General features: G+C 66.9%; 22 protein-coding genes. 9 read left to right on the top strand and 13 right to left on the bottom strand.

The features are described from left to right. Positions 1-111: 111 nt before the first annotated feature. Complete coding sequence (locus ARTSIC4J27_RS12360; protein WP_050055468.1) at positions 112-786, top strand: potassium channel family protein; 675 nt, start codon at positions 112-114, stop codon at positions 784-786. Further along, entirely contained in the window at positions 783-1,526 is a 744-nt protein-coding gene (locus tag ARTSIC4J27_RS12365; protein ID WP_050055469.1) for a potassium channel family protein, read from the top strand. The genes ARTSIC4J27_RS12360 and ARTSIC4J27_RS12365 overlap by 4 nt, the downstream gene beginning before the upstream one ends. 48 nt (positions 1,527-1,574) lie before the next feature. Here ARTSIC4J27_RS12365 and ARTSIC4J27_RS12370 read toward each other — a convergent pair whose 3' ends face one another. The 4 genes from ARTSIC4J27_RS12370 to dut all read right to left on the bottom strand — a co-directional run bounded on the left by ARTSIC4J27_RS12370 (position 1,575) and on the right by dut (position 4,111). Continuing rightward, positions 1,575-2,390, bottom strand: coding sequence for a DUF3159 domain-containing protein (locus tag ARTSIC4J27_RS12370; protein ID WP_050055470.1), 816 nt, complete (start codon positions 2,388-2,390; stop codon positions 1,575-1,577). Beyond that, positions 2,387-2,749 (bottom strand): hypothetical protein, encoded by a 363-nt coding sequence (locus tag ARTSIC4J27_RS12375; protein ID WP_050055471.1) that lies wholly within the window; start codon positions 2,747-2,749, stop codon positions 2,387-2,389. Before ARTSIC4J27_RS12375 ends, ARTSIC4J27_RS12370 begins: the two co-directional genes overlap by 4 nt. Then, on the bottom strand, positions 2,742-3,455 hold the full coding sequence (locus ARTSIC4J27_RS12380; RefSeq protein ID WP_050055472.1) for a DUF3710 domain-containing protein: 714 nt from the start codon (positions 3,453-3,455) through the stop codon (positions 2,742-2,744). The genes ARTSIC4J27_RS12375 and ARTSIC4J27_RS12380 overlap by 8 nt, the downstream gene beginning before the upstream one ends. A gap of 116 nt (positions 3,456-3,571) precedes the next feature. Beyond that, complete coding sequence (gene dut / locus ARTSIC4J27_RS12385) at positions 3,572-4,111, bottom strand: dUTP diphosphatase (RefSeq protein ID WP_050055473.1); 540 nt, start codon at positions 4,109-4,111, stop codon at positions 3,572-3,574. Between the two features lie 149 nt (positions 4,112-4,260). Here dut and ARTSIC4J27_RS12390 point away from each other — a divergent pair, with 149 nt between their 5' ends. After that, the gene (locus ARTSIC4J27_RS12390; RefSeq protein WP_050055474.1) at positions 4,261-4,749 is read left to right on the top strand and encodes a DUF3093 domain-containing protein; all 489 of its coding nucleotides are present in this window, start codon (positions 4,261-4,263) and stop codon (positions 4,747-4,749) included. 5 nt (positions 4,750-4,754) lie between these two features. On the opposite strand, the gene ARTSIC4J27_RS12395 is transcribed toward ARTSIC4J27_RS12390, so the two are convergent. Further along, complete coding sequence (locus tag ARTSIC4J27_RS12395) at positions 4,755-5,054, bottom strand: DUF4193 domain-containing protein (protein WP_050055475.1); 300 nt, start codon at positions 5,052-5,054, stop codon at positions 4,755-4,757. A gap of 225 nt (positions 5,055-5,279) precedes the next feature. Between ARTSIC4J27_RS12395 and sepH the strand changes: the two genes are divergently transcribed. Then, positions 5,280-6,665 (top strand): septation protein SepH, encoded by a 1,386-nt coding sequence (sepH, locus tag ARTSIC4J27_RS12400; protein WP_050055476.1) that lies wholly within the window; start codon positions 5,280-5,282, stop codon positions 6,663-6,665. Positions 6,666-6,700: 35 nt separating this feature from the next. Here the strand turns inward: sepH and ARTSIC4J27_RS12405 are convergent, their stop codons facing one another. From ARTSIC4J27_RS12405 to ARTSIC4J27_RS12420, 4 genes are read right to left on the bottom strand one after another with little or no spacing between them, the layout of a single operon-like run. Next, on the bottom strand, positions 6,701-7,432 hold the full coding sequence (locus tag ARTSIC4J27_RS12405) for a thymidine kinase (protein ID WP_050055477.1): 732 nt from the start codon (positions 7,430-7,432) through the stop codon (positions 6,701-6,703). Next, on the bottom strand, positions 7,425-8,657 hold the full coding sequence (locus ARTSIC4J27_RS12410) for an alkaline phosphatase family protein (RefSeq protein ID WP_083435439.1): 1,233 nt from the start codon (positions 8,655-8,657) through the stop codon (positions 7,425-7,427). The genes ARTSIC4J27_RS12405 and ARTSIC4J27_RS12410 overlap by 8 nt, the downstream gene beginning before the upstream one ends. Continuing rightward, entirely contained in the window at positions 8,657-9,400 is a 744-nt protein-coding gene (locus ARTSIC4J27_RS12415) for a DUF5998 family protein (protein ID WP_050055478.1), read from the bottom strand. Before ARTSIC4J27_RS12415 ends, ARTSIC4J27_RS12410 begins: the two co-directional genes overlap by 1 nt. Before the next feature lie 41 nt (positions 9,401-9,441). Further along, entirely contained in the window at positions 9,442-12,126 is a 2,685-nt protein-coding gene (locus ARTSIC4J27_RS12420; RefSeq protein ID WP_050055479.1) for a bifunctional acetate--CoA ligase family protein/GNAT family N-acetyltransferase, read from the bottom strand. A gap of 76 nt (positions 12,127-12,202) precedes the next feature. On the opposite strand from ARTSIC4J27_RS12420, the gene ARTSIC4J27_RS12425 reads away from it, so the two are divergent. Further along, complete coding sequence (locus tag ARTSIC4J27_RS12425) at positions 12,203-14,707, top strand: DNA gyrase/topoisomerase IV subunit A (RefSeq protein WP_050055480.1); 2,505 nt, start codon at positions 12,203-12,205, stop codon at positions 14,705-14,707. Positions 14,708-14,716: 9 nt separating this feature from the next. Beyond that, positions 14,717-15,235, top strand: coding sequence for a DinB family protein (locus ARTSIC4J27_RS12430; protein ID WP_050055481.1), 519 nt, complete (start codon positions 14,717-14,719; stop codon positions 15,233-15,235). Here ARTSIC4J27_RS12430 and cydD read toward each other — a convergent pair. The 3 genes from cydD to ARTSIC4J27_RS12445 are packed head-to-tail and all read right to left on the bottom strand — an operon-like array spanning position 15,217 to position 21,387. After that, on the bottom strand, positions 15,217-18,708 hold the full coding sequence (gene cydD, locus ARTSIC4J27_RS12435) for a thiol reductant ABC exporter subunit CydD (RefSeq protein ID WP_050055482.1): 3,492 nt from the start codon (positions 18,706-18,708) through the stop codon (positions 15,217-15,219). The genes ARTSIC4J27_RS12430 and cydD overlap by 19 nt on opposite strands. Before the next feature lies 1 nt (position 18,709). After that, positions 18,710-19,759: a cytochrome d ubiquinol oxidase subunit II gene (gene cydB, locus ARTSIC4J27_RS12440; protein ID WP_050055483.1), complete on the bottom strand. Its 1,050-nt coding sequence runs from the start codon at positions 19,757-19,759 to the stop codon at positions 18,710-18,712. 26 nt (positions 19,760-19,785) lie between these two features. Beyond that, complete coding sequence (locus ARTSIC4J27_RS12445) at positions 19,786-21,387, bottom strand: cytochrome ubiquinol oxidase subunit I (protein WP_050055616.1); 1,602 nt, start codon at positions 21,385-21,387, stop codon at positions 19,786-19,788. Positions 21,388-21,654: 267 nt separating this feature from the next. On the opposite strand from ARTSIC4J27_RS12445, the gene ARTSIC4J27_RS12450 reads away from it, so the two are divergent. Together ARTSIC4J27_RS12450 and ARTSIC4J27_RS12455 are read left to right on the top strand one after the other, a co-directional pair. Continuing rightward, complete coding sequence (locus tag ARTSIC4J27_RS12450; protein ID WP_050055484.1) at positions 21,655-22,041, top strand: BlaI/MecI/CopY family transcriptional regulator; 387 nt, start codon at positions 21,655-21,657, stop codon at positions 22,039-22,041. A gap of 6 nt (positions 22,042-22,047) precedes the next feature. Next, positions 22,048-23,052 (top strand): M56 family metallopeptidase, encoded by a 1,005-nt coding sequence (locus tag ARTSIC4J27_RS12455; RefSeq protein WP_050055485.1) that lies wholly within the window; start codon positions 22,048-22,050, stop codon positions 23,050-23,052. An 86-nt stretch (positions 23,053-23,138) separates the two neighbouring features. Here the strand turns inward: ARTSIC4J27_RS12455 and ARTSIC4J27_RS12460 are convergent, their stop codons facing one another. After that, positions 23,139-25,247 carry a DNA gyrase/topoisomerase IV subunit B gene (locus ARTSIC4J27_RS12460; protein WP_050055486.1) on the bottom strand — a complete coding sequence of 703 codons (2,109 nt, stop codon included), beginning with the start codon at positions 25,245-25,247 and terminating at the stop codon, positions 23,139-23,141. A gap of 255 nt (positions 25,248-25,502) precedes the next feature. On the opposite strand from ARTSIC4J27_RS12460, the gene ARTSIC4J27_RS12465 reads away from it, so the two are divergent. Continuing rightward, entirely contained in the window at positions 25,503-25,724 is a 222-nt protein-coding gene (locus tag ARTSIC4J27_RS12465; RefSeq protein ID WP_013600696.1) for a DUF7455 domain-containing protein, read from the top strand. Positions 25,725-25,813: the final 89 nt, after the last annotated feature.

Genomic DNA, 25,813 nt, shown 5'->3' on the forward strand with positions numbered 1-25,813 from the left:
CTAGTCTGATTCCCGGGCTGTGTCATGACGGCCGGTGAACAGCGGCATCCCGGGCGCTGACGGTAGAGTTCTAGCGGCAGGACGAACGGGAAAGAAACAGAGGAGATACTGGTGGCGCATTTCGTGATCATGGGATGTGGCCGGGTGGGGGCCACGCTGGCGCACACCCTTGAAGATGCCGGGCATTCCGTGGCCATCATCGACCAGGACGACCGCGCTTTCCGCAGGCTCCGCCAAGGCTTCACGGGCCGCAAAGTCACTGGAGTGGGCTTCGACCGGGACACCCTCAAGCAGGCCGGCGTCGCCGAAGCGTACGCCTTCGCCGCAGTCTCCAGCGGAGACAATTCCAACATCCTGGCCACCCGCGTTGCCCGCGAGACCTTCCACGTTCCCCATGTCGTGGCCCGGATCTATGATCCCGGCCGGGCCGAAATCTACCAGCGCCTGGGCATCCCCACAGTGGCGGCCGTCCGCTGGAGCGCGGACCAGGTACTGCGGCGCATCCTTCCCGAACAGCACCTGGCCGGTGACTTCCGGGAGCCTTCAGGACGCCTGGTCCTGGCCGAACTGGACCTCGACGCCGGCTGGATCGGCCACCGGATCAGCAGCATCGAAAAGGCTGCCGGCATCCGCATCGCGTACCTCACCCGTTTCGGCGAAGGTTTGCTTCCCGACGCCGGTACCGCCTACCAGGACGGCGATACCGTCCACGCGATGCTGCAGGTTGACCGCAGCGCCCAGGTCTCCCAGATCCTCGCCAAAGCACCCGCCAAGGAGTACCAGTGAAAGTTGTGATTGTGGGTGCCGGCAGTGTCGGTTCGTCCATCGCCCGGGAACTCCTGGCGCACAAGCACGAAATCCTGCTGATCGACCTCAAGCCGGAGGTCATTGGGCGCAGCGGGCTCCGCGGCGCGCACTGGCTGGTGGGTGACGCCTGCGAGCTGAGCACCCTGCAGGGCGCCAAGGTGGAGGACGCTGACGTAGTGGTATCGGCCACCGGCGACGACAAGGTCAACCTGGTGGTCTCCCTGCTGGCAAAAACCGAATTCGGCGTTGGCCGCACCGTGGGCCGGGTGAACAATCCAAAGAACGACTGGATGTTCAACGATTCATGGGGTGTGGACGTTGCGGTCAACACTCCCCAGCTGATGACAGCGCTGGTGGAGGAAGCTGTGGAGATTGGCGACCTCGTCCGGCTGCTGACCCTCCAGACCGGAGTGTCCTCACTGGTGGAGTTCACCGTCCCGCACGATTCGCACGTCATCGGAAGTACTGTGGGCGATATCCAATGGCCCGAGGACTCCACCCTGGTGGCCATCCTGCGCGACCATGCACCGATCACCCCCAGCCGCGACGACGTCATTGACGGCGGCGATGAACTGTTCTTCGTCACCACCATTGCCGCGGAGGACGAGCTGCGTGCCCTGCTCTCCCCCGATTCCTTGGAACCGCCCCGGCCCCGGGTTGACGCTGCTACCGGACATACGGAGCAGCAGGCCCCGGAGGACGACGGATTCGACGGCTAGTTCCGGCCTACTCCCAGTTCTGGTCAAGGGGCTGGCTCCGGTCGACGGCTAGTCGCGGGCTCTTTCGTCCGTGGAGGCTGAGCCATCCCCTGCGCCAATGCCCGCCGGTGCCGGCCTGGTGATGAGCCAGGCGATCCAAATGCCCAGGATGTACAGCGGAGCGCCCATGATGAGCCTGGTGGTGGCGAGGGCGGCCAGCCCTTCGGGCCCCATGAGGTAGAGCGGGACCTGCACCACAAGCCGGAGCACCAGGACGCCGACGATGATCCAGGTGCCAAGCCGGTACGCCTTGAGCCGTGCGGGGTCCTTGCGCCAGTCCAGGCCCTCGTTCCGTATAAAACCGAAGAGCAGCCCGGCCACCGGCCATTTGGCGAGGATCGAGATCACCATCGCCAGGATGTAGGCCGCGTTGGTGAAAAAGCCCGGCAGGTAGAAGTCCTCAGCCTTGCCGGTGGTGTTGGCGAGCCAGGCGGAAATGCCCACGCCCACCACGCCGGCCAAAGCCTGTGTCAGGGGGCGCCGTTGCACCAGCCTGACCACGGTGAACGCCGCGGCGGCGGCCAAAGCGGCCACCAGGGAAACAGTGAGGTCCTGGCTGATGGTGTACGCCACCAGGAACACCAGGCCCGGCAGGATGCTTTCGGCAATACCCTGGACTCCGCCCGCACTGCGCAGTACGTCAACCCGCCCGTCGTGCGTCCGGTGCAGCCCTGCCTTGGCGGCATAGTCGGCCGCAAGGCCTGCCATCGGCGACGATGTTTGTCCGTCGGCCGGTTCCTGCCCCTCGGGCGCCTTTCCGGCAGGGCCGGCGGGCTGGCCGTTCTGTCCGGGACCGGTGGAAGGGCTGGGATCGGGCACGGTCATTCGTCCTCCTGGCGGGACAGTATTTCGTAGCGGGGGTTGAACATGGTGGGCAGGCCCTGCACCGAGGAGAGCATTCCTTCGAGCCGCACCTCGGTGCCTGCGTCGATTCCCGGTACGCGCCGCCGTCCCAGCCATATCACCCGGAGCCTGGCAGTGCGTCCGGCCGCGGCGCCTGGTGCGCGGTGCCGGGCATCGGCGTCGGACACTATGGCGCTGAACTCCGCGGTCTGGTCTGTGGGCACATACGTCACGGATTCGATCCATCCGCGGCAAACGACCCGTCCCTTGACCGGCAACTGGCTGAGGGGGATGTCGCCGCTGTGGCCCAACGGGGCTCCCCCTGATGCGATATCAGCCAATCTGGGTGACTTCAGGACCACGTTCAGGTTCCTGCAGTGATGGTGCGGCGGGCGGCGGCGTAGCGGTGGCGTCCTTGGGCAGGCGCAGCTGCAGCAGGTCCCGCGGCGGCATGGGGTTGTCTCCCCGGATCACCACCACTTGCCGGAAGAGTGCTTCGAGCGGTTCCGCCGCCGGCCGTTCCAGCGCTGCGGCACCGCCCAGGACGCCGCGCAGGAACCAGCGGGGGCCGTCCACGCCAATGAACCGGGCCACCCGGTAGCCCTGGCTGCCGTCCGGCAGGCCCGCAGGCAGTTTCGCCACCAGCTCGGTGCCGAAGGGACCTTCGATCTCCTCAACCTGGCCGCCCTGGACGCCCACGGACTGGCCGATCTGTTCCCGGATCTCGTCCCAGAGGCCCTCGCTCTTGGGGGCTGCGAAGGCCTGCAGCTGGAGGCTGGAGCCGTTCAGGTCCATGGTGACCGCGACGACGCGCTGGGTGGCTTCTTCCACCTCGAGCCGGAGCTGGAGCCCCTCGCTGGGAGTGATCAGGAGGGCGCCGAGGTCAACATAGCCGTCACGGCTGCTGATTTCGGACTCATCGAAAGGGCCGTTCGAGCGGCTGCCTGAACTGTCCTTCGCCTCCTCCGCGGTCCCCGCTGCAGGCGACAGTTCGTCCGGTTCGGCTGCTTGTTCCTTCTTGGCTTTCCTGCCGAGCCCAAAGACCATTTGGGTGTCTCCTTAGTTGGTTGCCGGGCTGGCCCGTGGGGGTCCCGCCGTCGTGCTTTTAGTGCCGTCCGGCAGGCTCATGCCGGACCTGAGGAACGGGTAGGGGAAGAAAAGATTCAGGCGCCGGGAACGGTGAAGCCGCCGGTGGAACCGAATCCTCCTGCACCGCGCACGGATCCGCTCAATTCGTTGACGGGGATGAACTGCGCGTACTCGACACGCTGAATGACCATCTGTGCAATTCTATCGCCGCGGCGCAGTTCGATGCTGTGGTTCGCATCAGTGTTCAGCAGCGTGACGGAGATTTCGCCGCGGTAGCCGGCATCCACTGTTCCGGGGGCGTTAACAATGGTGAGCCCGTGTCTGGTGGCCAGGCCGGAGCGTGGGTGGATCAGGGCAACGAAGCCGTCGGGGAGGGCAATGGCCACTCCGGTGGGGACCAGCTTGCGCTCCCCCGGCTGCAGCACAACATCTTCCCGCGCGCGAAGGTCCGCGCCCGCATCGCCCGGGTGGGCGTAGGAGGGTGCCTCCAGATCCGGGTCGAGCATTTTCAGCTGGACCTGCAGGGTGGGTGCGCCCAGGGCGGCCGGAACGGCCGGCCCGGTGGCGGCGGCTTCGTCAGGGAAGGTATCTACTGTGGCGGGATGATCAGTCACAGTCACTCACTCTAACCCGCGCCCCCAAATCAGTCCTAGGTGTACTGCCTGCGGCCGCGGCACCGGCGGCGGATGGAGCCCTCGGGCTTCGCCGCCGGAACCGTTTTGCCCAAGGTGAAATAGCCGGGCAAAAATGGAAAGCTTGGCTCATGCCCGAATCAAGCTCCCCTGCGCCCGTGCCCGAGATACCTTCCACCGGGGCGCCGGTGATCTATCGGGAAAAGCTGTGGCCCAACATCTGGATCTGGATCATCTCAGCAGGTGTGGCAGGCGCGGGCATCCTGATGTTCGCACCTATCAGCATGACTGCGGGTTACACGGCCGCGGCGGTGCTCTTCGTAATCATCGCCGTCCTCCTGGTCTTGTCCACGCCGGCCCTTGTGGTAACTGAGGATTCGCTGACCGTGGGCCGTGCCACCATTGAGCGTCGCTTTGTGGGATCGGTGGAGGCATTCCGGGGCGAGGAGGCCACCGCAGAACGTGGAACGCGGCTCAACGGCCTGGCTTACCTGTGCATCCGGGGCTGGATAGACCCTGTGGTCAAGATCCAGATCACGGACCCGTCGGACCAGACTCCGTACTGGCTGACCTCCACCCGGCACCCGGACAAGCTGACGGCGGCCCTGGCGCGGGGTTAGCGGGCCTACCCTTCGCAGTCCTTGCAGTAGAAGCGGCCGTCCTTTTCGCGGGCGATCTGGGAACGGTGCCGGACCAGGAAGCACGAAGAACAAGTGAATTCGTCTGCCTGGGCAGGCACCACCTGCACCATCAGCTCTTCACCGGAAAGGTCGGCGCCGGGCAGTTCGTAACCGGCGGCCAGATCGCTTTCGTCTTCATCCACCACTGCAACCGGCTTGTCCGTGCGGCGGGTCTTCAGCTCCTCGATGGAGTCCTCGCCGAGGTCTTCTTCAGACTTGCGCGGCGCATCGTAATCGGTGGCCATTGTCGCCGTATCCTTCTTCCTTTTTGCCAGCCTGCAAATGCCACCCTTGATAACGCTGCAGGTACCCCGTTTGTGCCCGCCGCCGGTTCCTTTTCCGCGCTGGGCGGAACTCCTGCAACAGTGCCGGCAGCCGGAATATCGCGGCGCGCCCTGCCCCTTGACACAAAACAGGTTCACCTGGTGGCAGAGTTTCGATTGATAGTAATGCCAGGGTGGAGGATTTGTATGCAGGATCTACGGCTTGTAGGCGTGCACGACGACGGGACGCATCTCCTGTTGAGCGGGGCCGGCGGCGAGATGTTCCAGCTGCCGATCGATGAAGCGCTGAGGACCGCGAGCAGGCCTGCGCCCAGGCCTGCTTCCGAGCGGCCCGCCATTCCCCTGTCCCCGAGGGACATCCAGGCCCGGATCCGGGCCGGGGCGACGGCTGCTGATGTGGCTGAACTGTCCGGCCTGCCACTGGCAAAAGTGGAACGCTACGAAGGACCCGTGCTGGCGGAACGCGAGTACGTGGCCCAGCAGGCGCGCAAGGTGGAAGTGGCTTCGCCGTCACCGGGGCACGACATCTACCGCTCCGCGTTCGGCGACAATCCGGCCACGTTGGGCGATATGGTGGCGCACAGGCTTTCTGCCCACGGCATCGACCCCTCCTCAGTGGAGTGGGATTCCTGGCGGCGCCAGGACGGCACGTGGACGGTATCGGCCAACTTCGAGGCAAACACCGGCGGAAAAGCCGGCATCGGCGAAGAACCACCGGCGTTGTGGACCTTCAGCCCAAGCCGGAAGTCGCTGCACAACGCCAACCGCTGGGCCCAGCAGCTCAGCGAGCTCGAGCCCCTGGACGGTCCCGTCCCGGCACGAAGGCTTTCCGCTGTCTCCGACCGCCCTTTCGACTTTGAAACCGACGCGGACTCCGTCCGTCCTTTGCCGGGCTCCGAGGCCCAGCCCGAGGGCAAGGAATCGGACGGGCTCCTTGACATGCTGCGCTCCCGCCGGGGACAGCGGCTGGGTGTGGACGAGGACTCCGACGACGCCCTGGCGCTGTTGCTGACCCATGGAGTCCCCGCCGCCCACCCCAGGCCCTCCGAAGTAGTTCCTGAGGCTGACGAGCACACCGACGAGTCGCAGGATGACACCACCGGAACTCCCGCCGCCCACGCCAGCTCGTTCACCCGGCGACGCGACGCCAGGCCGTCCATGTTGTCGCGGCTCAGCCTCATTCCTCCGCACCGGGAGGCGATGGAAGACGCTCTGAAGCTGCACGACGGCGTCAGCACCGAAACACGCGAAATCACCATTGTGGCATCGCCCCAGCGGCCTTCCGGCGGTATCCAGGGAGCGGGTTCCGCGGACGCGGGCAGCCGGGAGTCCGGCAGCGGGGCTGGGGGCAGCGCCGCTGCTTCTTCCGAAAGCGTCAATCCCTCCAGCGGCGCCGGCTTGGACGAATTGCTGGGCAACAACCTGCGGCGTCCGGCTCCGCGGACCGAGGACAGCTCCCCCGCTACCGGCCAACTGCCGGAAACCGGCGCACCCGAGCGGCAGCCGGGCAGGCCCAAGCGTTCAAGCGTTCCGTCCTGGGACGAGATTGTGTTCGGTACGCGAAGCGATTAGCCGGTTTTTTCCGGAGGAGGGCCGCCAGGCCGGGCCTAGGCCCCCGAAGCTTCGGTTCCGCCGGACCCCCGCCACAGGCAGGCATCAACCTCGAACGGCAGCAACGGGTCCTGCTGGCCCATCAAACTGGCCCCATGGGCGGTAACGCGCCGCATGTAGTGCCGGCGGCAGAGCGTCTCGTAGCCCACAACGGGAACATGGTCCATGGCGGTCGTTCCAGCGCCGGAGTCCATGGCCATGTCCACATCGCCGACCACCACCTGGGCACCTTCGGTGACCATCACGCCGTCGACCGTCCTGGCATTGTGCGTGGCGCGGCGGCCGCACCAGCACAGTGCCTCCACTTGCAGCACCTGCACCCGGTCCGCCAGTTCCACGAGCCGTTGCGAGCCTGGAAACAGCCGGGTACGGAAATCGGCGGTGATGCCAAACGCGAAGACGTCCACGTCGATCTCATCCACCACTTTGGCCAGCTGTTCCACCTGCCCGGGCGTGTAGAACTGGGCTTCATCACAGATCAGGTAGTCGATGCGCTGGCCCCTGGTGCGGCGCATCATAACTTCCTCCCAGAAGTCCGTGCTGTCCGCTACCTCTACGGCATCGGTCTCCAGTCCGAGGCGGCTGGAGATCCGTGATTCACCGGCACGGTCATTTCGGCTGAAGCGGACTCCGCCACGTCCCCTGGCCCGGTGGTTGTGGTCCATCTGCAGGGCAAGCGTGGATTTTCCGCAGTCCATGGTGCCCGAGAAAAAGACGAGTTCAGCCACGCCGGGAGCTCCTGCCGCCAGCTGTGAAGCAGAGCAGGGGGACCTCCCGCTCAGCCTTGGTCAACGACCCGTGCTGCCCCACCACTTCCATGGCGGCGGGGCGGACACGGCGGGCGTCGTACAGCGCCAGGGCGTCGCGGGCTGCGATCATCACGTCACCGATCCTGCCTTCGACGGCGGGACGGACCGTGCCGAAGAGGCCCGTCGCAAGCGCGTCCTCCCTGGTGAAGGCCCAGATCCGGTCACCGAAACGTGCCCGCCAGGCCGCGAGCAACCGGTCCCGCACGTCCGGTCCGGTGCCGTTTTCCAGGTAGAGGTGGACCATCCGCGGTTCCCCGGCGGTGTGCCGGACCCCTTCCACCAGTGCAGGTTCGGCGGAGTAGTCGATCCGCTGCTGCTCGGGTACGTCCAGCATGCCGTGGTCCGCCGTGAGCAGGATGGTTGTCCCTGCCGGCAGGGTGTTGCTCAGCCGCTTGACCGTTGCGTCAAGCTCCTCGAGCTGGTGTTCCCATTGCTCGGACTGGCAGCCGTAGCGGTGCCCGGCCTTGTCCAGCTCGTTGACGTAGAAGTACATCAGCGACGGACCCGCGGAGGCCATGGCCTCGGCTGCGGAAGCCGTCCGGGCGTGCGAGGTGACTCCGGAAATATGCCGGCCGCCCCGCAGGGCGGCGCGGGTCATGGGCGAATCCGCGAACTGCGGCAGGCTGACAGTGGTGACATCCACATGTTCCGCTGCACGCTCCAGCACGGTGGGAAACGGCTGCCAGGCGGCGGGGTCGACGCCGGGATCCCAGTTGCCCAGCAGGTTGACCACCTTGTCCTGCCGCGGATCGAGGACGTCGTAGCCCACCATGCCGTGCTGGCCGGGGGGCTGTCCCGTGCCGAAGCTGGACAGGGCGGCTGCGGTGGTGGACGGAAACGCCGAATCAAGCCAGACGGGCACTTCGCCCTGTCCGGCCTGGATCACCGAGCGCAGGAACGGCGCGTGGGCCGATTTCTGCTTCAGCAGGTTCCGGCCCAGCCCGTCCGCGAGGACCACGCACACCCGTGAGGCGGCCGGAAGGCCGAGGGTGTTGGCGAACCCGTCCAGGCCCAGGCTGGCCGCGGCGCTGGTGAGCACCTCGGCGATGGAGCGCTGCCCGTAGGCAGGAGCGGGCGGCATCAGGAACTCAAGGCCTGGCCCGGCGGGAGGAACGATGTCAGTCGGCTGGCGGTCTTCCGGCATCAGCGCTGCTGGTGCCCGCGGCTGAGGCGGTTGCCGAACACGCCGGCACGCGGCCGCGGCGGCATGGACTGGACGTGCGGTTGCGGCGCAGGTGAACCGGTGTTCACGGCCCGGAGCGCCCGGGCGAAGAGCTTGGCGTCCTGGACAGCCTGCAGGCCGTCGGCCTCGGCACTGATGCGCAGCACAATGTCTTCCTGCGCGATGGTGCCGCTGTAGCCGTGGTCCGCTTCGCACTGGGGGTCGCCGCAGCTGGCCGGCCCCATGTCCAGCCGCTGGCCGCCGGACCACGCGATGGACAATGTCACCTCGCGGACAGGGTCCGATGGCTTGTAGTTCTGCGGCTGTGAGTACATGTAGCTAAGCACCACGGACCGGATCTGGGCCACGGGGACGGACTCGGTGGAAATCTGGGCAACTATCTGTTCGCCGGCGTCATCGAGCTGCTGGTCATCCACATGCGTGATGACCAGCATGTCCGCGGTCAGCACCAGAACTGTAATGTGGCGGCGGACTTCGGCGCGGTCAAAGTGGGTCTCCAGGTGCACCAGGTGCGCCACGCAGTCGCGGCCGTCCAGGGCGTCGTCCACAACATCTGCCACGAGGCGGGGGTAGAAGCCGGCCTTCTGCAGGGCGCCTTCGAGGCTCTGGCCTTGCGCGGTGTGGCTGTGTGAGCTGTGGTGGCGGACTGCCTGGGTTTCGTTGCCGGGCGTTTCGGGCGCCGAAGCGGGAGGCTGTGAGCTCATTACCCCATTTTCACAGATCGGCCGGACTCTTGCTAACCGCGTCAGCCCAGCATGGCCCGGCGGGCGCTGTCCGTCCGCTGCGCGGGGTTGCCGATCCGGATGTCCGCGGCAAGGATGGTCAAACCCGAGGTGCCGCACAGGACCGGGTTGAACTCCACCAGGGCGATCTCGGGGTGGTTGTCCTTCAGCCAGGCAAGCCGGCCGGCAAGGTCTTCAAGCGCGGCGACATCCACCGCCGGCAGGCCCTGGTAACCGAACAGCTTCCGGGACGCACGCGGGCCGCGGATGAAGTCGTTCACGTCGGCGGCGGACAACGGCGGCACACGGTGCGACCAGTCGTCCAGGAGGTTCACGGCGTCCCCGGCGAGCCCGAACGAGATGACCGGCCCCAGCAGCGGGTCTTCGATGGCGCGGAACGTGCAGGCCTGGCCAACTGGCGCCATGCTCTGCACTTCCAGCGCGGGATCGCCATAGTTGGAGAGCACCCGCCGCATCTGCACGACGTTCTGGCGGAGCGACTCCGCATCCTGGATGTCCAAACGCACACCGCCGAGGTCCAGCCGGTGCCGCAGGGCGGGATCGGTGGTCTTCAGCACCACCGGCCAGCCCAGCGCTTCGGCCGCCTCAACTGCCTCATCCGGAGTGTCAAAGCCCACGGACGGCAGCAGCCTGATGCCGTAGTGGCCCAGCAGGGAGGCCGCCGCCGCCGGATCCAGCCGTTTGAGCTGCTCACCCTTGACGTCCCGGAGCAGGGCTTCGAGCTCGGCATCTGCCAACTCCGGGTTGCATCCTTCCGGTTCCACAAAGTGCCCCTGGTCGCGGGAAACCCACTCCGAGTACCGGGCAACAGCTGCGAGCGCAGCCACGGCAGCACCGGGATTGGAAAAGCACGGGATGGCGCGTTCCGCCGGACCCACCATTCCCTCGACGTGGATTGAAGCGTCCAGGATGCCGGTGAACGCCGCCACCACTGGCTTGCCTGCCGTTGCCGAGCATTCGGCCAGCACTTCAGCGATGCTGTCCACTGTGAGCCCGCGGGCGGGAAGCAGGGCTGCGACCGCAGCGTGGACAGCGTCCTTCTCAAGCGCCTTGAGCAGGCTGGCCCTGAGCGCGGGCAGCGCGACTGACTGCCCGGCGTCGAGGTCCACGCCCGTCACCAGCTCCTCGACGGTGAGCCCCTGGGACGACGCGTTGTCTGCCACCACATTGCCCAGGGCGTGTGAGTTGCTGAAGATTGCCAGCCCCGGCCCCAGGGGAAGGGGCTGGCCGGACACCACCTGCGCCACGTCCATCAGCTGCTCGATGGTTTCCACCCGGATCACCCCGGACTGCCGCAACATGGCGTCCAGTGCCCCGGACGGCGCCTGCGTGGTCCGGACCGCATGCCCCGGTGGCAGCCGCAGGCCCATGGCGTCGGACTTCGCAACGATCACCGGCCGGGTGCGCGCCAGCCGCCGGGCCAGCCGGGAAAACTTGCGCGGGTTGCCAATCGATTCAAGGTACAGGCCCACGGCGGCGGTATCGGGATCGTCTTCCCAGTACTGCATCATGTCGTTGCCCGAGACGTCCGCCCGGTTCCCGGCGGACAGGAACGTGGACAGCCCCAGCCGGCGGCGGCTGGACGCGGCGTAAAGGGAAACGCCGATCGCCGCCGACTGGCTGAACAATCCCAGTCCCCCGCGCAACGGCATTGTCGGCGCCATGGAAGCATTCAGGGACACGTCCGGGTTGGTGTTGACGATGCCCAGCGAGGCCGGCCCTATCACGCGCATGCCGCTGGCCCTTGCCTGCCGCACCAGGTCACGCTGGCGCAGGAGGCCGCGTTCGCCGTCGTCCGCGAAGCCTGCGGAAGCCACCACCAGCCCCCTGACGCCGGCGGCTGCACAGTCCGCCACCACGGCGGGGACTTCCTCATACGGGACGGCGACGACGGCAAGCTGGACCGGGTCCGGGACCTCGGACAGTTTGCCGAAGGACAGCATGCCCGCAAGTTCCAAAGCTTCGGGGTTGATCGCGTACACCGGCCCGCGGAACCCGCCTTCAATAATGTGCTCCAGCAGCTGGTACCCCACCGTGCCCCATTTGCGGCTGGCACCGATAACAGCAACGGACGACGGCGTCAGCAGGTCCCGCACGCTCCTCGCCTCCGCGCGGTGCTCGCGAGATTCCATCACCGCCCGGGATTTCTCCGTGGGATTGATGTTGAACTCGAGGCTGACGACGCCGTCGTCAAAATGCCGCCGGACATCGTACCCGGCGTCGGAGAACACCATCAGCATTTTCCGGTTCTCCGGGAGCACCTCGGCGCTGAACCGGCGGATGCCGTTTTCATGGGCTGCGGCGGCAAGGTGTTCCAGCAGGATGGAGCCGATCCCCCGCCCCTGGTGGGCGTCGGAAATGTTGAACGCCACCTCGGCTTCGGTGGGATCGTCCAGCCGGTCATAGCGGCCGATGCCGACGATTTCGCCGCGGATGGTGATCACAAAAGCCACCCGGTTTTTGTAGTCAACCTCCGTGAAGCGCTTAAGCTCTTTGCTGGATAACCTGGCTTTGAACGCGAAGAAGCGCATGTAGATTGAATCCTGGGACTGCCCCATGTGGAAGGCCTGCACGGCGTCAGCGTCGGAAGGGTGGATTGGCCTCAGGTGGGCCGTTCCGCCGTCACGCAGTACGACATCAGCTTCCCAATGTTCCGGATATTCGCCGTCCCCGGGCTGATCCACCATAGGCTTAGCCTAGCCAAAAACTATGGCAGCACACCCCCGTTCGCTGCTCAGTACCCAGAAGGATTTACCAACCCCCATGGCCCGCCGCCAAAGTTCAGCCCCTCCCGTGGACAACACCCCCTACACGGAGAACATCGTTGATATCGATGTCACCTCCGAGATGGAGGGCTCCTTCCTGGAGTACGCGTATTCGGTGATCTACTCCCGCGCGCTTCCGGACGCCCGGGACGGCCTGAAACCCGTGCAGCGGCGGATCCTCTACATGATGAGCGATATGGGCCTGCGCCCGGACCGGGGCCACGTCAAAAGCGCCCGCGTGGTGGGCGAGGTCATGGGAAAGCTGCATCCGCACGGCGATACGGCCATCTACGACGCCATGGTGCGCATGGCCCAGGACTTTTCGCTGCGGCTGCCGCTGATCGACGGGCACGGCAACTTCGGCTCGCTCGACGACGGCCCGGCGGCCCCGCGGTACACCGAGGCCCGGATGGCTGCTGCGGCCCTCACGCTCACCAACCACCTCGATGAGGACGTGGTGGACTTTGTCCCCAACTACGACAACCAGCTGACCCAGCCCGAAGTCCTGCCGGCCGCGTTCCCCAACCTGCTGGTCAATGGCGCCACAGGCATCGCCGTCGGCATGGCCACCAACATGGCCCCGCACAACCTGGTGGAAGTCATCTCGGCCGCCCGGCACCTGATCGCCAACCCGGACGCCACCCTGGATGACCTCATGCGGTTCGTCCCCGGCCCGGACCTGCCCAGCGGCGGCCGGATCGTGGGGCTGGACGGCATCCGCGACGCCTACGCCACCGGGCGCGGTTCCTTCAAGACCCGCGCCAAGGTGGAGGTCGAACAGCTGTCGGCACGCCGGACCGGCCTGGTGGTCACCGAGCTGCCCTACATGGTGGGCCCCGAAAAGGTCATCGAAAAAATCAAGGACGCCGTCAACGCCAAGAAGCTGACCGGCATCAGCGACATCGTTGACCTGACGGACCGCAAGCACGGGCTGCGCCTGGTCATCGAGCTCAAGAACGGCTTCAACCCCAACGCCGTGCTCCAGCAGCTGTACCGCTACTCGCCGATGGAGGATTCCTTCGGCATCAACAACGTCACCCTGGTGGACGGCCAGCCGCAGACCCTGGGCCTGGTGGACCTGCTGACCGTGTACGTAAACCACCGGATCGACGTGGTGCGCCGGCGCACCGTGTTCCGGCTGGGCAAGAAGAAGGACCGCCTGCACCTGGTGGAAGGCCTCCTTATCGCCATCGTGGACATCGACGAGGTCATCCAGATCATCCGGTCCTCGGATGAAGCCGCCGCCGCGCGGGAACGGCTGATGTCCATCTATGACCTCACCGAAATCCAGGCGAACTACATCCTGGAACTGCGCCTCCGGCAGCTGACCAAGTACTCACGGATCGAATTGGAGAAGGAACAGGACGAGCTGCGCCGCGAAATCGCGGAACTGGAAGCCATCCTCGCCTCGGACGAGCGGCTGCGAACCCTGGTCTCGGACGAACTCGGCGCCATCGCCGAAGAGCACGGAACCCCGCGCCGCACCCTGCTGCTCGAATCCGAAGCCGTCTCCCCCACCGTGGCCGCCGAACTCGCAGCCCCGGGCAAGAAGGGCAAAGCCGTCCCCCTGGCGCTGGAGATCGCAGATGACCCCTGCTGGGCCATCCTCACCGCCTCGGGGCAGATCGCCCGCACCAGCAACCAGGAACCCCTGGCGGAAGCCGGGCCCCGGAGCAAGCATGATGTGTTCACCTCGGTGGTAAAGACCTCGGCCCGCGGCGAAATTGCCGCCGTCACCTCATCCGGGCGCATGCTCCGCCTGCAGGTGATGGACATGCCGGTGCTGCCCCCGGTTTCGGGCCTGCCCAACCTTGCCGGCGGTGTCCGGGCAAAGGACTTCATCACCCTGCAGAAGGGGGAATCCCTGGTGGCCTTCGCCCGGCTGGACGAAGTCCTGGCGGTCGGCACCGCGCAGGGCGTGGTGAAGCGGGTCCAGCCGGACTACCCCCTGAACCGCGAGGACTGGGAAGTCATTTCGCTGAAGGACAAGGACTTCGTGGTGGGCGTCGCTCCTGCCGGCGAGGACGACGCGGAACTGGTGTTCCTCACCAGCCAGGCCCAGCTGCTCAGGTTCGGGGCTGCGGCCGTGCGTCCGCAGGGCCGCACGGCCGGCGGGATGGCCGGCATCAAGCTCGCCGCGGGCGACAAAGTCCTGTTTTTTGGCGCCATCCACCCCAAGGACGAAGCGGCCGTGGTGGTGACCATCGCCGGCACCACGGGCGCGCTGCCGGGTACAGCCCCGGGAACGGCCAAAGTGACGGCGTTCTCCGAATACCCGGTGAAGGGGCGCGCCACCGCAGGAGTCCGGGCACACCGGTTCCTGAAGGGCGAGGACACCCTCCTGCTGGCCTGGGCCGGCCATGGCCCGGCCAAGGCGTCGTCCGCCGCCGGCGTGGCCCGGTCCCTTCCGCAGGAGCACGGCCGGCGCGACGGTTCGGGTGTCCCGCTGTCCCAGCCGGTGGAAGCGGTGGGTCCCGCCATGGCCTGGCCGGATCCCGCTTAGACTGCTTCCATGCCTATCGTTCCTGATGAAAAGGACTGGACCTGGGTCCTGACCCGTCCCTGCCCGGAATGCTCATTCGACGCCTCCACCACCACGCCGTCCACCGTGCCCGGGACCATCGAAAGCTTGCTGCCGCGCTGGCGTGCCGTTCTTCGCCGGCCTGACGTGGCTGAGCGTCCGGATGACAATACGTGGTCGGGGCTGGAGTACGCCTGCCACGTCCGGGACGTGTTCAGCCTGTTCGACCAGCGGTTGAACCTAATGCTGGATTCAGACGACGCCCGGTTCGACAACTGGGACCAGGACCAGACCGCCGTCGATAAGGACTACGCCAACCAGGATCCGGCAGTGGTCAGCGCCGAACTCACGGCTGAAGGCAAGCAGGCCGCCGGGTCCTTTGCCGCCGTCCGGGAGTCAGAGTGGGGCCGCAAGGGGCTGCGCAGCAACGGCTCCGAATTCACGGTCATGACACTGGCCCAGTACTTCCTGCACGACGTTGTCCACCACCTTCACGACGTGGACGGCTGATCCCCCGCATACGACGGCACCAGGTTTCCGCCGGAATTTCCCGAAGCGGGGCGCTCCGAACCAGAGTGCTCTGAACCGGCCGCCAGCACCAGGCGGGCATCCTCGGGCCGGATATCTGCCGGGTTGTGTGTCACCAGCACCACGGTGCGCTCCCGCAGCCCGTGCCGCAGGTCCGCCAGCATGGCCCGGGCCGACTCCGCATCCAGGTGGGCGGTGGGCTCATCCAGCAGGATCACCTCGGCACCGGTCATGAGGGTTCGGGCCACCGCCAGGCGCTGACGCTCCCCGCCGCTCAGGAATGCCCCGCCCGGCCCGATCCGGGTATCCAGGCCCGACGGCAACCGCTCCAGCAGGCCGGTCAGGCCTACAGAAGCGAGCACGTCCAGCAGCCGCGCATCGGCCTGCTGTTTGCTTTCTATTGTTTCGTTGCCGGGCTTCCCTAGCAGGAGGTTTCCGCGGATCGTCGAGTCGAACAGGTGTGCTTCCTGCGGGCACCAGGAGGCCCTGCCGGTCACGCCGATCCGCCCTGCGGCCACGGGAAGGAAGCCCAGCAGGACTGACAGCAGGGTGGACTTCCCCGAGCCCGACGGGCCGGTCACCGCCAGCCAGCGGCCAGGTCCGGCCACGGCGTCCAGGCCTGTGAACACGGGTGCGCCGCCCGGCCAGGCCGCTGACAGGCCGGCCAGTTCGACGCCGGGAAGGCCGTCCGGGCGCCCAGGCACCGTCTGGAGTCCGTCGCCGTCGCCCCTGCCGGACGCGTCGTCGAGGGCGCCCGACTCAGCGACCCGCTCCATCACTGTCCGCAGCGCCGGGAACTGGCGTACCGCCGTCGTCATCGCCGCGAAAGGCTCCACCAGCGCGAGGAGCAGCAGGACCACCACTGCTGCGGTTTCCGGGGCAAGCTGCCCCGCGAGCACGGCCGGGCCCGCGAGCCAGGCTGCGCCCAACGCTGCGGCTGCGCAGGCGGCAGTGGTGATGGCCTGGCCCAGGCCGTCGGCCCAGGCAGAACGCTGGGATGCCCTGGTGGCGGTGTGGTCCTCCGCCCGCAGGCCCTCCAGGACGCGGGAGGCTGCGCCGTTGGCGTGCAGTTCCGCCCGGGCGTCGAGGGCCGCTGAGATGCGGCGCAGGACCCCGGAGCGGAGGAGCTGCTCGGCAACAGCAGACTTGCGGTCGCCCCAGAGGGCAACCGCAGGCGCGAGCAGCAGGCTCATCACCGTGGCAGCGATCACGGCGGGAAGCGCGGCGGGCACCAGCAGTGTTGTGGTTGCGAGGGCGAGCACAGCCACCGCCAGCGCCGTGACCGGCGGCAGGACCACCCGCGGCAGGAGGTCGCGGACCGTGTCGACGTCGTCAACTACCGTTCCCAGGACGTTGCCGCCCTGCAGCAGGCGCCGCAGCGGCAGCGCCCGCCGGCTCAGCGACTCCCAGAGCCGGCCCCGGAGCCGGGTCAGGGCCGCGAACACGGCGTCGTGCAGGAGGAGCCGTTCGCAGTACCGCAGCACTGCCCGGCCGATTCCGAAGAACCGCACGCCCACGATCGCGGTCAGCAGGTACAGGATGGGCGGCTGCCCGGCGGCGCGGATAATGAGCCAGCCGGACAGGCCGGAGAGTGCAACGGCGAAGATCGCCGCCAGTGTTCCCACCACTGCTGCGGCCGCGAACTTGCCCCGCACGGGCGCCAGGAGTGCGGACAGCAGGCGCACGGGGCCGGTTTGAAGGCCGGGCCGGGTGTTGCCCTGCCGGGCGTTGCGCGCCGGTTGTTCTGCTGCATCGGGCCGGGCCTTCGTGGCGGCCGCCGCCGCGCCGCTGCTTGAGGCACCTGTCAGGACGGCATGAGCGGCTGCCGCAGGAGCCGTCGCGTTTCCGGCTCCGGCGACGGGCACGAGGTGTTCGGCGAGCGCCCGGGTGCGTTCCTCGTGCGCGACCAGGATGACCGTCACCTGCCCGCGGAGGTTCCTGATGGTGTCCTCCACCAGCATCGCCGACTCGTCGTCGAGGTGTGCAGTGGGTTCGTCCAGCAGCAGGACAGTGGCGCCGGCCTCGATCCGGGCCAGCCCGCGGGCCAGCGCCACCCGGCGCAGTTCGCCGGGGCTGAGCTCTGCCGGGTGCTTGCCGGCAAGGTGGGCGGCCGCTGCCCGCGCCAGGCAGGACATGGCCGCCTTTTCAGTAGCCGGCACCCGGCGCCCGCTGGCAGCAGGGCCCGCGCCGCCGGACAGGTACAGCACAATCTCGTCGAGGACTGTACCGGCGACCATCACCGGGTGCTGCGGGACCCAGGCGATGTCCTTGCGGTCCAGGCCGGAGATGGTGCCGGTGATTGTTGTGCCTGCACCGTGGCCGATGGTGCCGGCCAGGACACCCAGGACGGTGCTCTTGCCGGCTCCGCTGGGACCGTCCAGGGCGGTGATCCGGCTTTGCGGCGCTGTAAAGGTGAGCGGGCCGACGGCGGGCCGGGACCTTCCGTCATAGCGCACCGTGAGTGCCGTGACCGTGATCGGGGCGCCTGGCCTGCCGGCCCGGGCGGCGGGAAGAGGCTGCGGCTCGGGCGCTTCGGTGACGGCAGTGGTTGCGGCGAGCGCTACCCTGCCGTCGTCGCTGGCATGGTGGGCGGTGCCAAGCTCGCGCAGCGGCAGGTAGCAGTCCGGTGCCAGGATCAGTGCCAGCAGGCCGGCTTCCAGCGGCATGTCGCCGTGCACCAGCCGCACGCCGATGAACACTGCCACGACCGCGACGGAGATGGTGGCGATCAGTTCCAGCGCCAGGGCGGAGAGGAAGGCTGTCCGCAGGGTGCCCATGGTGCGGGACCGGTACTCCTCCGAAATCTCCTCCAGGGCTTTGCGCTGGGCGGAGGCACGTCCCAGGCCCACCAGCACGGGAAGGCCCTTGGCCAGCTCGAGCATGTGGGTGGAGAGCCGGGCCAGGGCGGCCTGGGCTTCGCGGACGTTGTCCTCCGTGTACCGGCCGATCAGCACCATAAACAGCGGGACAAGCGGGACGGTCAGGACGATGACCACCGCGGAGACCCAGTCCGCCAAGAGGATCCGGGCACCCACCAGCAGCGGGATGGCCGCGCAGTTCACCAGGGCGGGCAGGAACTGCGTGTAGTAGCTGTCCAGCGCGTCCAGTCCGCGGGTGGCCAGCACGGCGAGGCCGCCGTCGGCCGGTCCCGTGCCCCGGACGCCGTTGCGCAGCGCCCTGTCCAGCAGCCCGGCGCGCAGCTCCTCCTTGATGCCCAGTGCTGCCCGGCGTGCCGCAACGGCCTGTCCCCAGACAGTCGCCGAACGGAGGACTACGCCGGCCAGCCCAAGGGTGGTCTGCTCCGCCCACGCCGGGTTCCCCGCCACCAGGCCGGCGAGTACCGACGCCACCGCCTGGCCGATCAGGACAAGGGACAGCGCCTTGACGGCGGCAAGGAGTCCGAGCCAGTAGATCGCGGAACGGGTGGCCGGGCCGGGCGGGAGGGTGGGACGCATGTCAGCCTTTGGTGGTCAAAGCCTTGGCGGCGATTGCCGGCAGGAAGCTGTGGGCCTCCGGGATGTGCGCCGCGCTGACGCGTTTCCGGAAGACCCAGTAGGTCCAGGCCTGGTAGGCGATGACCAGCGGAAGTCCGAAGGCGGCCACTACAGTCATAAGGCCCAGAGTGTAGTCCGATGACGAAGCGTTGGAAATGGTGAGGTCAAAGGCCGCATTGAGGGTGGAAGGCAGCACCACCGGGAAGGCTGCGCCGAAGATTGACGCCGAACCCAGTGCCAGGAATGCCCCCAGTGCCACAAACGCCTTTCCTTCCGAGCCCTTGCGGGCCATCGACCAGGCCATGGCTGCCGCGGCTACCGCCAGCAGGACCAGCGCCCAGGTCCAGGGCTTTCCTTCGAGCACCTGTACCGTCACCGCCCACGCCGCGATGGGCAGGAGCAGGGCGGGAAGCAGCCGGACAAACCAGCGGCGGGCACGGTGGCGGATGTCGCCGTCGGTCTTCAGGGCAAGGAAGGCCAGGGCGTGGACCAGCGCGAAGCCGGCGACGGCGAGTCCGCCGAGGACCGCGTAGCCGTTGAACCAGGCGAACGGGCCGCCCTCGCGGTCGCCGTTGGCGTTCAGCGGAAGGCCGGTGGTGGTCAGGGCAAGCGCTGCGCCGACGCCGAAGGCCGCGAAGAAGGAGCCCAGGGCAATGGCCCAGTCCCACCGGGTCCGCCACTGCTCGGTATCCACCTTGCCGCGGTATTCGAAGGCGACGGCACGGAAGATCAGTGCCACCAGGACCACCAGCAGCGGCAGGTACAGGGCGGAGAACAGCGAGGCGTACCAGAGCGGGAAGGCGGCGAAGGTGGCGCCGCCGGCGGTCAGGAGCCACACCTCGTTGCCGTCCCACACGGGACCTACGGTGTTGAGCAGGACGCGGCGTTCGGTGTTGTTCCGTGCAAACAGCTTCATCAGCATGCCCACGCCCAGGTCAAAGCCCTCCAGGAAGAGGTACCCGGTCCAGAGCACTGCGATGGCGATGAACCAGATGGTTGGCAGCAGTTCCATTCTTGTTTCCTCTGCTCGTGGCGGGACTAGTAGGCGAAGGCCAGGACGTCGTCGGCCGGTTTGCCGCCGGGACCGCCTGGCCCGGGGGTGGCGTCTTCGTTTTCGTCGACCGGTGCGTGGACGAGTTCCGGCATCGCGGACACCACACCGCCCCTGATGTACTTGACCAGCAGCTTGACCTCCACCACCAGCAGGACGGCGTAGATGGCGGTCAGGGTGACCAGCGATGCCAACAGCTCACCGGCGGAGACTCCCGGTGACACTGACGCAGCGGTGAACATAAACACCTGGTCGATGCCGCTGGGGTCCGGATTCGGTGCCACCACAAAGGGCTGGCGGCCCATCTCGGTGAAGATCCAGCCGGCAGCGTTGGCGCCGAACGGGGCAAGGATCCCGAAGACGGCGAGCCGCATCAGCCAGCGGGACTCGGGCACGGTGCCCTTCCGGGTGAGCCAGAGGGCCACCAGGGCTGCCAGGGCCGCGAGGCCGCCGAAGCCGATCATCATGCGGAAGCCCCAGTAGGTGACCTCCATGACGGGAAGGTAGTCGATTTCCTGGCCGGCCCGCTCGCCGTAGATCGGGTTGTCCGGAAGATGGGTGCCGTACTTTTCCTTGTACTCAGGCAGCAGGCTGTTGACGCCCTGGACTTCGGTGGTGAAATCGCCCTTGGCCAGGTAGGAGAGGATGCCCGGCACCTCGATCAGGGCCACGATGTCGTCGCAGTTCTGCGAGCCGATGTTGCCGATGCTCAGGACTGAGAAGCCGGTGCCGTCGTGGCATGCTGCCTCGGCGGCGGCCATTTTCATGGGCTGCTGTTCGAACATGAGCTTGCCCTGGAGGTCGCCCGTGAGTGCGGTTCCGGCGAAGGAGATCATAGCCACCACGGCACCGATCCGGAGGGATCGGAGCCAGACCTTGTGGTCTTCCCGGTCGCGGCCGGGGATGTCCGCGGCTTCGCCGGCAATAACCTTGCCGTCGGCACCCACGGTGTCCACGCCGTCGCGACGCCTCCGCCAGAGGTGGTACCAGGCGATGCCGAGCAGGAAGCCGCCGGCGACGGCCAGGGCGCCGAAGAGCGTGTGGGGTACGGCAACGAGGGCGGTGTTGTTGGTGAAGACCGCCCAGGCGTCGGTCATGACCGGGCGGCCATCGACCATCTCGACGCCGACGGGGTGCTGCATCCAGCTGTTGGCCACGATGATGAAGTAGGCGGAGAACACGGAGCCGACGACGGCGATCCAGAGGCAGGCGAGGTGGATGGCGGGCTTGAGCTGCTTCCAGCCGAAGATCCACAGGCCCAGGAAGGTGGACTCCACAAAGAAGGCCAGCAGCGCCTCAAGGGCCAGCGGGGCACCGAAAACATCACCGACGAAGCGGCTGTACTCGCTCCAGGCCATGCCGAACTGGAACTCCTGGACGATGCCGGTGGCCACGCCCATGATGAAGTTGATCAGGAACAGCTTTCCCCAGAATTTGGTCATCCGGAGGTATTCGGGCTTTCCGGTGCGGTGCCAGATGGTCTGGATGACAGCCACCACCAGGCCCAGGCCGATGGTCAGCGGAACCATCATGAAGTGGTAGACGGTGGTGATGCCGAATTGCCAGCGTGCGATTTCCAGAGCGTCCAAAGCGTCCATGGCGGTCCCTACTGTCCGGGCGAAGGTTTTCTACGTTCTGTAGAAACTCTAACTTCTACAAAGTGTAGAACAACGTCGGCGGCACTGTAAAAACGGGCCGCGGCGCCTCCCTTGCCCGCAGGAAGGCCATAAGCGGCTTGTGTTCTACCCGATGTAGAAAGTGAAGCGGAATCGGGGTAAATTGGATCCTGTAGAAGCAAAACGCATGATGTCACCGCTGTCCATGGCGGCGGTGCGGGGAAACAAAGGAAAAGTGCAATGGCTAGTCTTGGTGAACTGGAACGGGCAGTGATGGACCTGCTCTGGGCGGGCCATGAAGCAGCCACCGCCAACACGCTGCGGGACCGGCTCGCACAGACGTCGGCAGGCCAGGACGGCTCCGCCGGCCATGAAGGCAAGGAACTGGCGGTCACCACCGTACTCACCGTGCTGTCCCGGCTGGAGAAAAAGGGCCTGGTGGAACGCGAACGCGGCACGCGGCCGCACCGCTACCAGGCAGTCTCCAGCCGTGAAGACCACACCGCTGAGCTGATGCACGAAGTACTGGGGTCAGCCCCGGACCGTGAGGCCGTGCTGGCACGCTTCATTGGCTCCGTTTCCGAAGGTGAAGCCGAGACGCTGCGCAAACTGCTTGGCCACATCTAGCGGACCATGTTCTGGGCCTCGTACCTGCTGGCGGTCCTTGCGATAGTCCTGGCGTGGCCGGTACCTATCCTCCTCTCGCGTGCGCAGTGGCCCGCGCGGTCCCCTTTCACGGCCATGGTGCTTTGGCAGGCCATCGCCCTTGCCGGTGGCCTGTCGATGATCGGCGCCATGCTGGTGTACGGCCTGGAGCCCATCGGCGATAACCTCATCGCCGGCCTGCGGGCGCTGGCGGGCATGGTGTTCTTCAACGCCCCCACCACGGACCTGGGCTTCTGGCACATTTTCGCGCTGTCCGCCGCCGCACTGCTGACAGCGCACCTGGTGTTCACCCTGCTGCTGACCTATTACAAGATCGAGCGGCAGCGGCGTCGGCACCGGGAGCTTCTGGCGCTGCTTGCCTCCCCGTCCGCCGAAGGAGCCGGGACGCTGGTCATCAGCCATGATTCGCCGGTGGCTTATTGCCTTCCCGGCGGGGCGCGCTCCGTCACGGTGTTGTCAGACGGCCTGATGGCGGCCCTTGAGCCGGCCGAACTCCGCGCTGTGCTGATCCACGAAAATGCGCACCTGAGCCAGCGCCACCATCTGCTGCTGTGGGCGTTCGCCGCGTGGCGGCAGGCGCTCCCCTGGCTTCCCACCACCCGCCTTGCCCAGGAGTCCGTCAACTCCCTGATCGAGATGCTGGCCGATGACGTGGCGCTCAAAACCGAAAGCAAAGCCACGCTCATCAAGGCCATCGCCATTGTTGCCAGCGGCTCCGCCAGGACACCGGGTGACGCCGACCTCCAGCCCGGCCCGTCCGGGATGTCCGCATCGGGGTTGTCACTGGCCGGGCTCGACTCCGCGGCGGCCGCCGGCGCTGACTCCGCCCGCACCACGGCCTCCCGGGTCAGCCGGCTGCTCTCCCCGCAGCCGCAACTGCCGGCCCCGGTCCGCAGCCTGGTCCTGGCCGGCTGCGTACTCCTGCTGGCGCTGCCCACAGCCCTGCTGGTGGTTCCGGGCCTGTTCGGCTGAGTCCCGCCGTCGTACGCCCTGCCGCACCTGCCGGTGGTTCTTGTCCAAACCCGAATTCCGACAAGTCCGGCCATCGGTGAAAAGCGTCAGGCGTCGATGCGTTCCCGGTCCAGGCTGGAGGCGCCCGCGATGATGAAGTCCTTGCGCGGCGAAACGTCCGAGCCCATCAGGAGGTCAAAGATCTCCTCCGCCTGCTTCGCGTTCTCGATCCCCACCTTCCGCAACGTGCGGTGGCGCGGGTCCATGGTGGTCTCGGCCAGCTGCTCGGCGTCCATCTCACCCAGGCCCTTGTAACGCTGGATGGGCTCCTTGTACCGCTTGCCCTCCTGGGCCAGCCGGGCCAGCAGCACATGCAGCTCCGCCTCCGAGTAGGTGTAGATCATTTCGTTGGCCTTCTGGCCGGCGTTGATGACCTCCACCCGGTGCAGCGGCGGCACGGCGGCGAAAACACGGCCCTCATCGATCATGGGGCGCATGTAGCGGAAGAAGAGCGTCAGGAGCAGCGTGCGGATGTGCGCGCCGTCAACGTCCGCGTCGGTCATCAGGATGACCTTGCCATAGCGGGCGGCGCTGATATCAAAGCTGCGGCCGGAGCCTGCGCCCACCACCTGGATGAGGGCTGCGCATTCGGCGTTGGAAAGCATGTCCCCCACCGATGCCTTCTGGACGTTGAGGATCTTGCCGCGGATGGGCAGCAGGGCCTGGAAGTCCGAGGACCGGGCCAGCTTGGCGGTTCCCAGCGCCGAGTCGCCTTCCACGATGAAGAGTTCGGAACGTTCGACGTCGTCCGTCCGGCAGTCAGCCAGCTTGGTAGGCATCGAGGAAGTTTCCAGGGCGTTCTTGCGCCGCTGGGTTTCCTTGTGCACCCGGGCCGAGATGCGGGACTTCATCTCGCTGACGATTTTTTCCAGGAGAAGGGCGGACTGCGACTTGTCGTTTTTGTTGCCGGAGGTGAGCTTGGCGGTGATTTCGCGCTCCACCACCTTGGACACGATGGCACGGACGGCGGAAGTACCCAGGATTTCCTTGGTCTGGCCTTCAAACTGCGGCTCGGCCAGGCGCACTGTCAGGACGGCGGTGAGGCCGGCGAAGATGTCGTCCTTCTCGATTTTGTCGTTGCCGGCCTTGAGCTTGCGCGCGTTGTTTTCCACGGCTTTGCGGAAGGTCTTGACCAGCGCCTGCTCGAAGCCGGACTGGTGCGTTCCGCCCTTGGGCGTGGAGATGATGTTCACGAAGCTCCGGACGGTGCTGTCGTAGCCGATCCCCCAGCGCAGGGCCACATCCACTTCACAGTCGCGCTCCACCTCGGCGAGCTGGCTGTGGCCGCGTTCGTCCAGCACGGGAACGGTCTCCTTGAACTTGCCCGATCCGTGCAGGCGCCAGACGTCGGTGACGGCGGGATCGGCGGCAAGGAACTCAACGAACTCGGAGATGCCGCCGTCGTGATGGAAGACCTCCTCGTGCGGGCCGGCTTCACCGGGTGTGCCCGGGACCTTCCTCTCGTCGCGCACCGTCAGCTTGAGGCCGGGTACCAGGAAGGACGTCTGCCGGGCGCGGGCTGCGAGTTCGTCATAGGAGAACTTTGCGTCCGGGGTGAAGATCTGCCGGTCCGCCCAGTACCTGATCCTGGTACCCGTGACGCCGCGCTTGGCCTTGCCCACCACGTCCAGGACGGAGTCGTCCACAAACGGGGTGAAGGGTGCGGCGGGGTCGACTTTGGAACCGGTGTCCTGGAAACGGCCGGGCTCCCCGCGGCGGAAGGACATCTTGTAGGTTTTGCCGCCGCGGTCCACCTCAACGTCGAGGCGGGACGACAGGGCGTTGACCACGGAGGCGCCGACGCCGTGCAGGCCGCCTGAGGCCGTGTAGGAGCCGCCGCCGAACTTGCCGCCGGCGTGGAGCTTGGTGAAGACCACCTCGACGCCGGTCAGTCCGGTTTTTGGTTCCTTGTCGATGGGGATGCCGCGGCCGTCGTCGTGGATCTCCACCGAGTTGTCTGCGTGGAGGATGATTTTGATGTCGTGGCCGAACCCGGCCAATGCCTCGTCAACGGAGTTGTCGATGATTTCCCAGAGGCAGTGCATCAGGCCGCGGGAGTCGGTGGAACCGATGTACATGCCGGGGCGCTTGCGGACGGCTTCGAGGCCTTCCAGGACAGACAGGTGCCGGGCGGTGTAATCAGAACTTGGTGCCACCGGTGGTGAACTCCTTCGGGGATGGAACAGCGGGCTGGGGGTCGCTCTTTCTAGGGTAGTCGGCCGGACCTTGGACCGCCGACTGCCACACCTGGCGGGGCCTGTGCCCCGCACCACTTAGCGCAACCGCAGAGGGACTGTGCAGATCTTGACGGACTCTTGCGGATACGCGGACAGCGAACTTGCCCCATCCTTGCGATGGTTTTGTTACGAATACTGGTTATATAGACGTACTGATCTACTAAGGAGGCCGACATGACAACAGCAGTGGCAGATCGCACACTCAACGCACTCGACCGGTGCGACCGTTGCGGAGCCCAGGCATATGTGCGGGTTGTACTCGAGTCCTCCGGCGGTGAGCTGCTGTTCTGCGGCCACCACGCACGTGCGGTCGAGGCGACGCTCAAGCCGTTGAGCTCGGACTGGCACGATGAGACGGGGAAGCTTCACGAGAAAGCTGCCGTGGAAATCGACTAGCGCAACCGAAGCGGTTGGGACCCTGCCGGAAGGCGGGGTCCCTCTTCGTTTAAGAGGTACCTGCCTGTTGGACAGAAGCGGCGCGACGG

This window comes from Pseudarthrobacter siccitolerans, from assembly GCF_001046895.1.
In the GTDB taxonomy this organism is placed as follows: Bacteria; Actinomycetota; Actinomycetes; order Actinomycetales; family Micrococcaceae; genus Arthrobacter; species Arthrobacter siccitolerans.

Excerpts from the sequence above, each read along its gene's own strand:
- ARTSIC4J27_RS12395 (WP_050055475.1), bottom strand. The coding sequence starts at position 5,054 with ATGGCCACCGATTACGATGCGCCGCGCAAGTCTGAAGAAGACCTCGGC.
- ARTSIC4J27_RS12390 (WP_050055474.1), top strand. The coding sequence starts at position 4,261 with ATGCCCGAATCAAGCTCCCCTGCGCCCGTGCCCGAGATACCTTCCACC.
- cydD (WP_050055482.1), bottom strand. The coding sequence starts at position 18,708 with ATGCGTCCCACCCTCCCGCCCGGCCCGGCCACCCGTTCCGCGATCTAC.
- ARTSIC4J27_RS12450 (WP_050055484.1), top strand. The coding sequence starts at position 21,655 with ATGGCTAGTCTTGGTGAACTGGAACGGGCAGTGATGGACCTGCTCTGG.
- ARTSIC4J27_RS12430 (WP_050055481.1), top strand. The coding sequence starts at position 14,717 with ATGCCTATCGTTCCTGATGAAAAGGACTGGACCTGGGTCCTGACCCGT.
- cydB (WP_050055483.1), bottom strand. The coding sequence starts at position 19,759 with ATGGAACTGCTGCCAACCATCTGGTTCATCGCCATCGCAGTGCTCTGG.
- ARTSIC4J27_RS12455 (WP_050055485.1), top strand. The coding sequence starts at position 22,048 with ATGTTCTGGGCCTCGTACCTGCTGGCGGTCCTTGCGATAGTCCTGGCG.
- ARTSIC4J27_RS12370 (WP_050055470.1), bottom strand. The coding sequence starts at position 2,390 with ATGACCGTGCCCGATCCCAGCCCTTCCACCGGTCCCGGACAGAACGGC.
- ARTSIC4J27_RS12420 (WP_050055479.1), bottom strand. The coding sequence starts at position 12,126 with ATGGTGGATCAGCCCGGGGACGGCGAATATCCGGAACATTGGGAAGCT.
- ARTSIC4J27_RS12380 (WP_050055472.1), bottom strand. The coding sequence starts at position 3,455 with ATGGTCTTTGGGCTCGGCAGGAAAGCCAAGAAGGAACAAGCAGCCGAA.
- ARTSIC4J27_RS12425 (WP_050055480.1), top strand. The coding sequence starts at position 12,203 with ATGGCCCGCCGCCAAAGTTCAGCCCCTCCCGTGGACAACACCCCCTAC.
- sepH (WP_050055476.1), top strand. The coding sequence starts at position 5,280 with ATGCAGGATCTACGGCTTGTAGGCGTGCACGACGACGGGACGCATCTC.
- ARTSIC4J27_RS12410 (WP_083435439.1), bottom strand. The coding sequence starts at position 8,657 with ATGCCGGAAGACCGCCAGCCGACTGACATCGTTCCTCCCGCCGGGCCA.
- ARTSIC4J27_RS12465 (WP_013600696.1), top strand. The coding sequence starts at position 25,503 with ATGACAACAGCAGTGGCAGATCGCACACTCAACGCACTCGACCGGTGC.
- ARTSIC4J27_RS12415 (WP_050055478.1), bottom strand. The coding sequence starts at position 9,400 with ATGAGCTCACAGCCTCCCGCTTCGGCGCCCGAAACGCCCGGCAACGAA.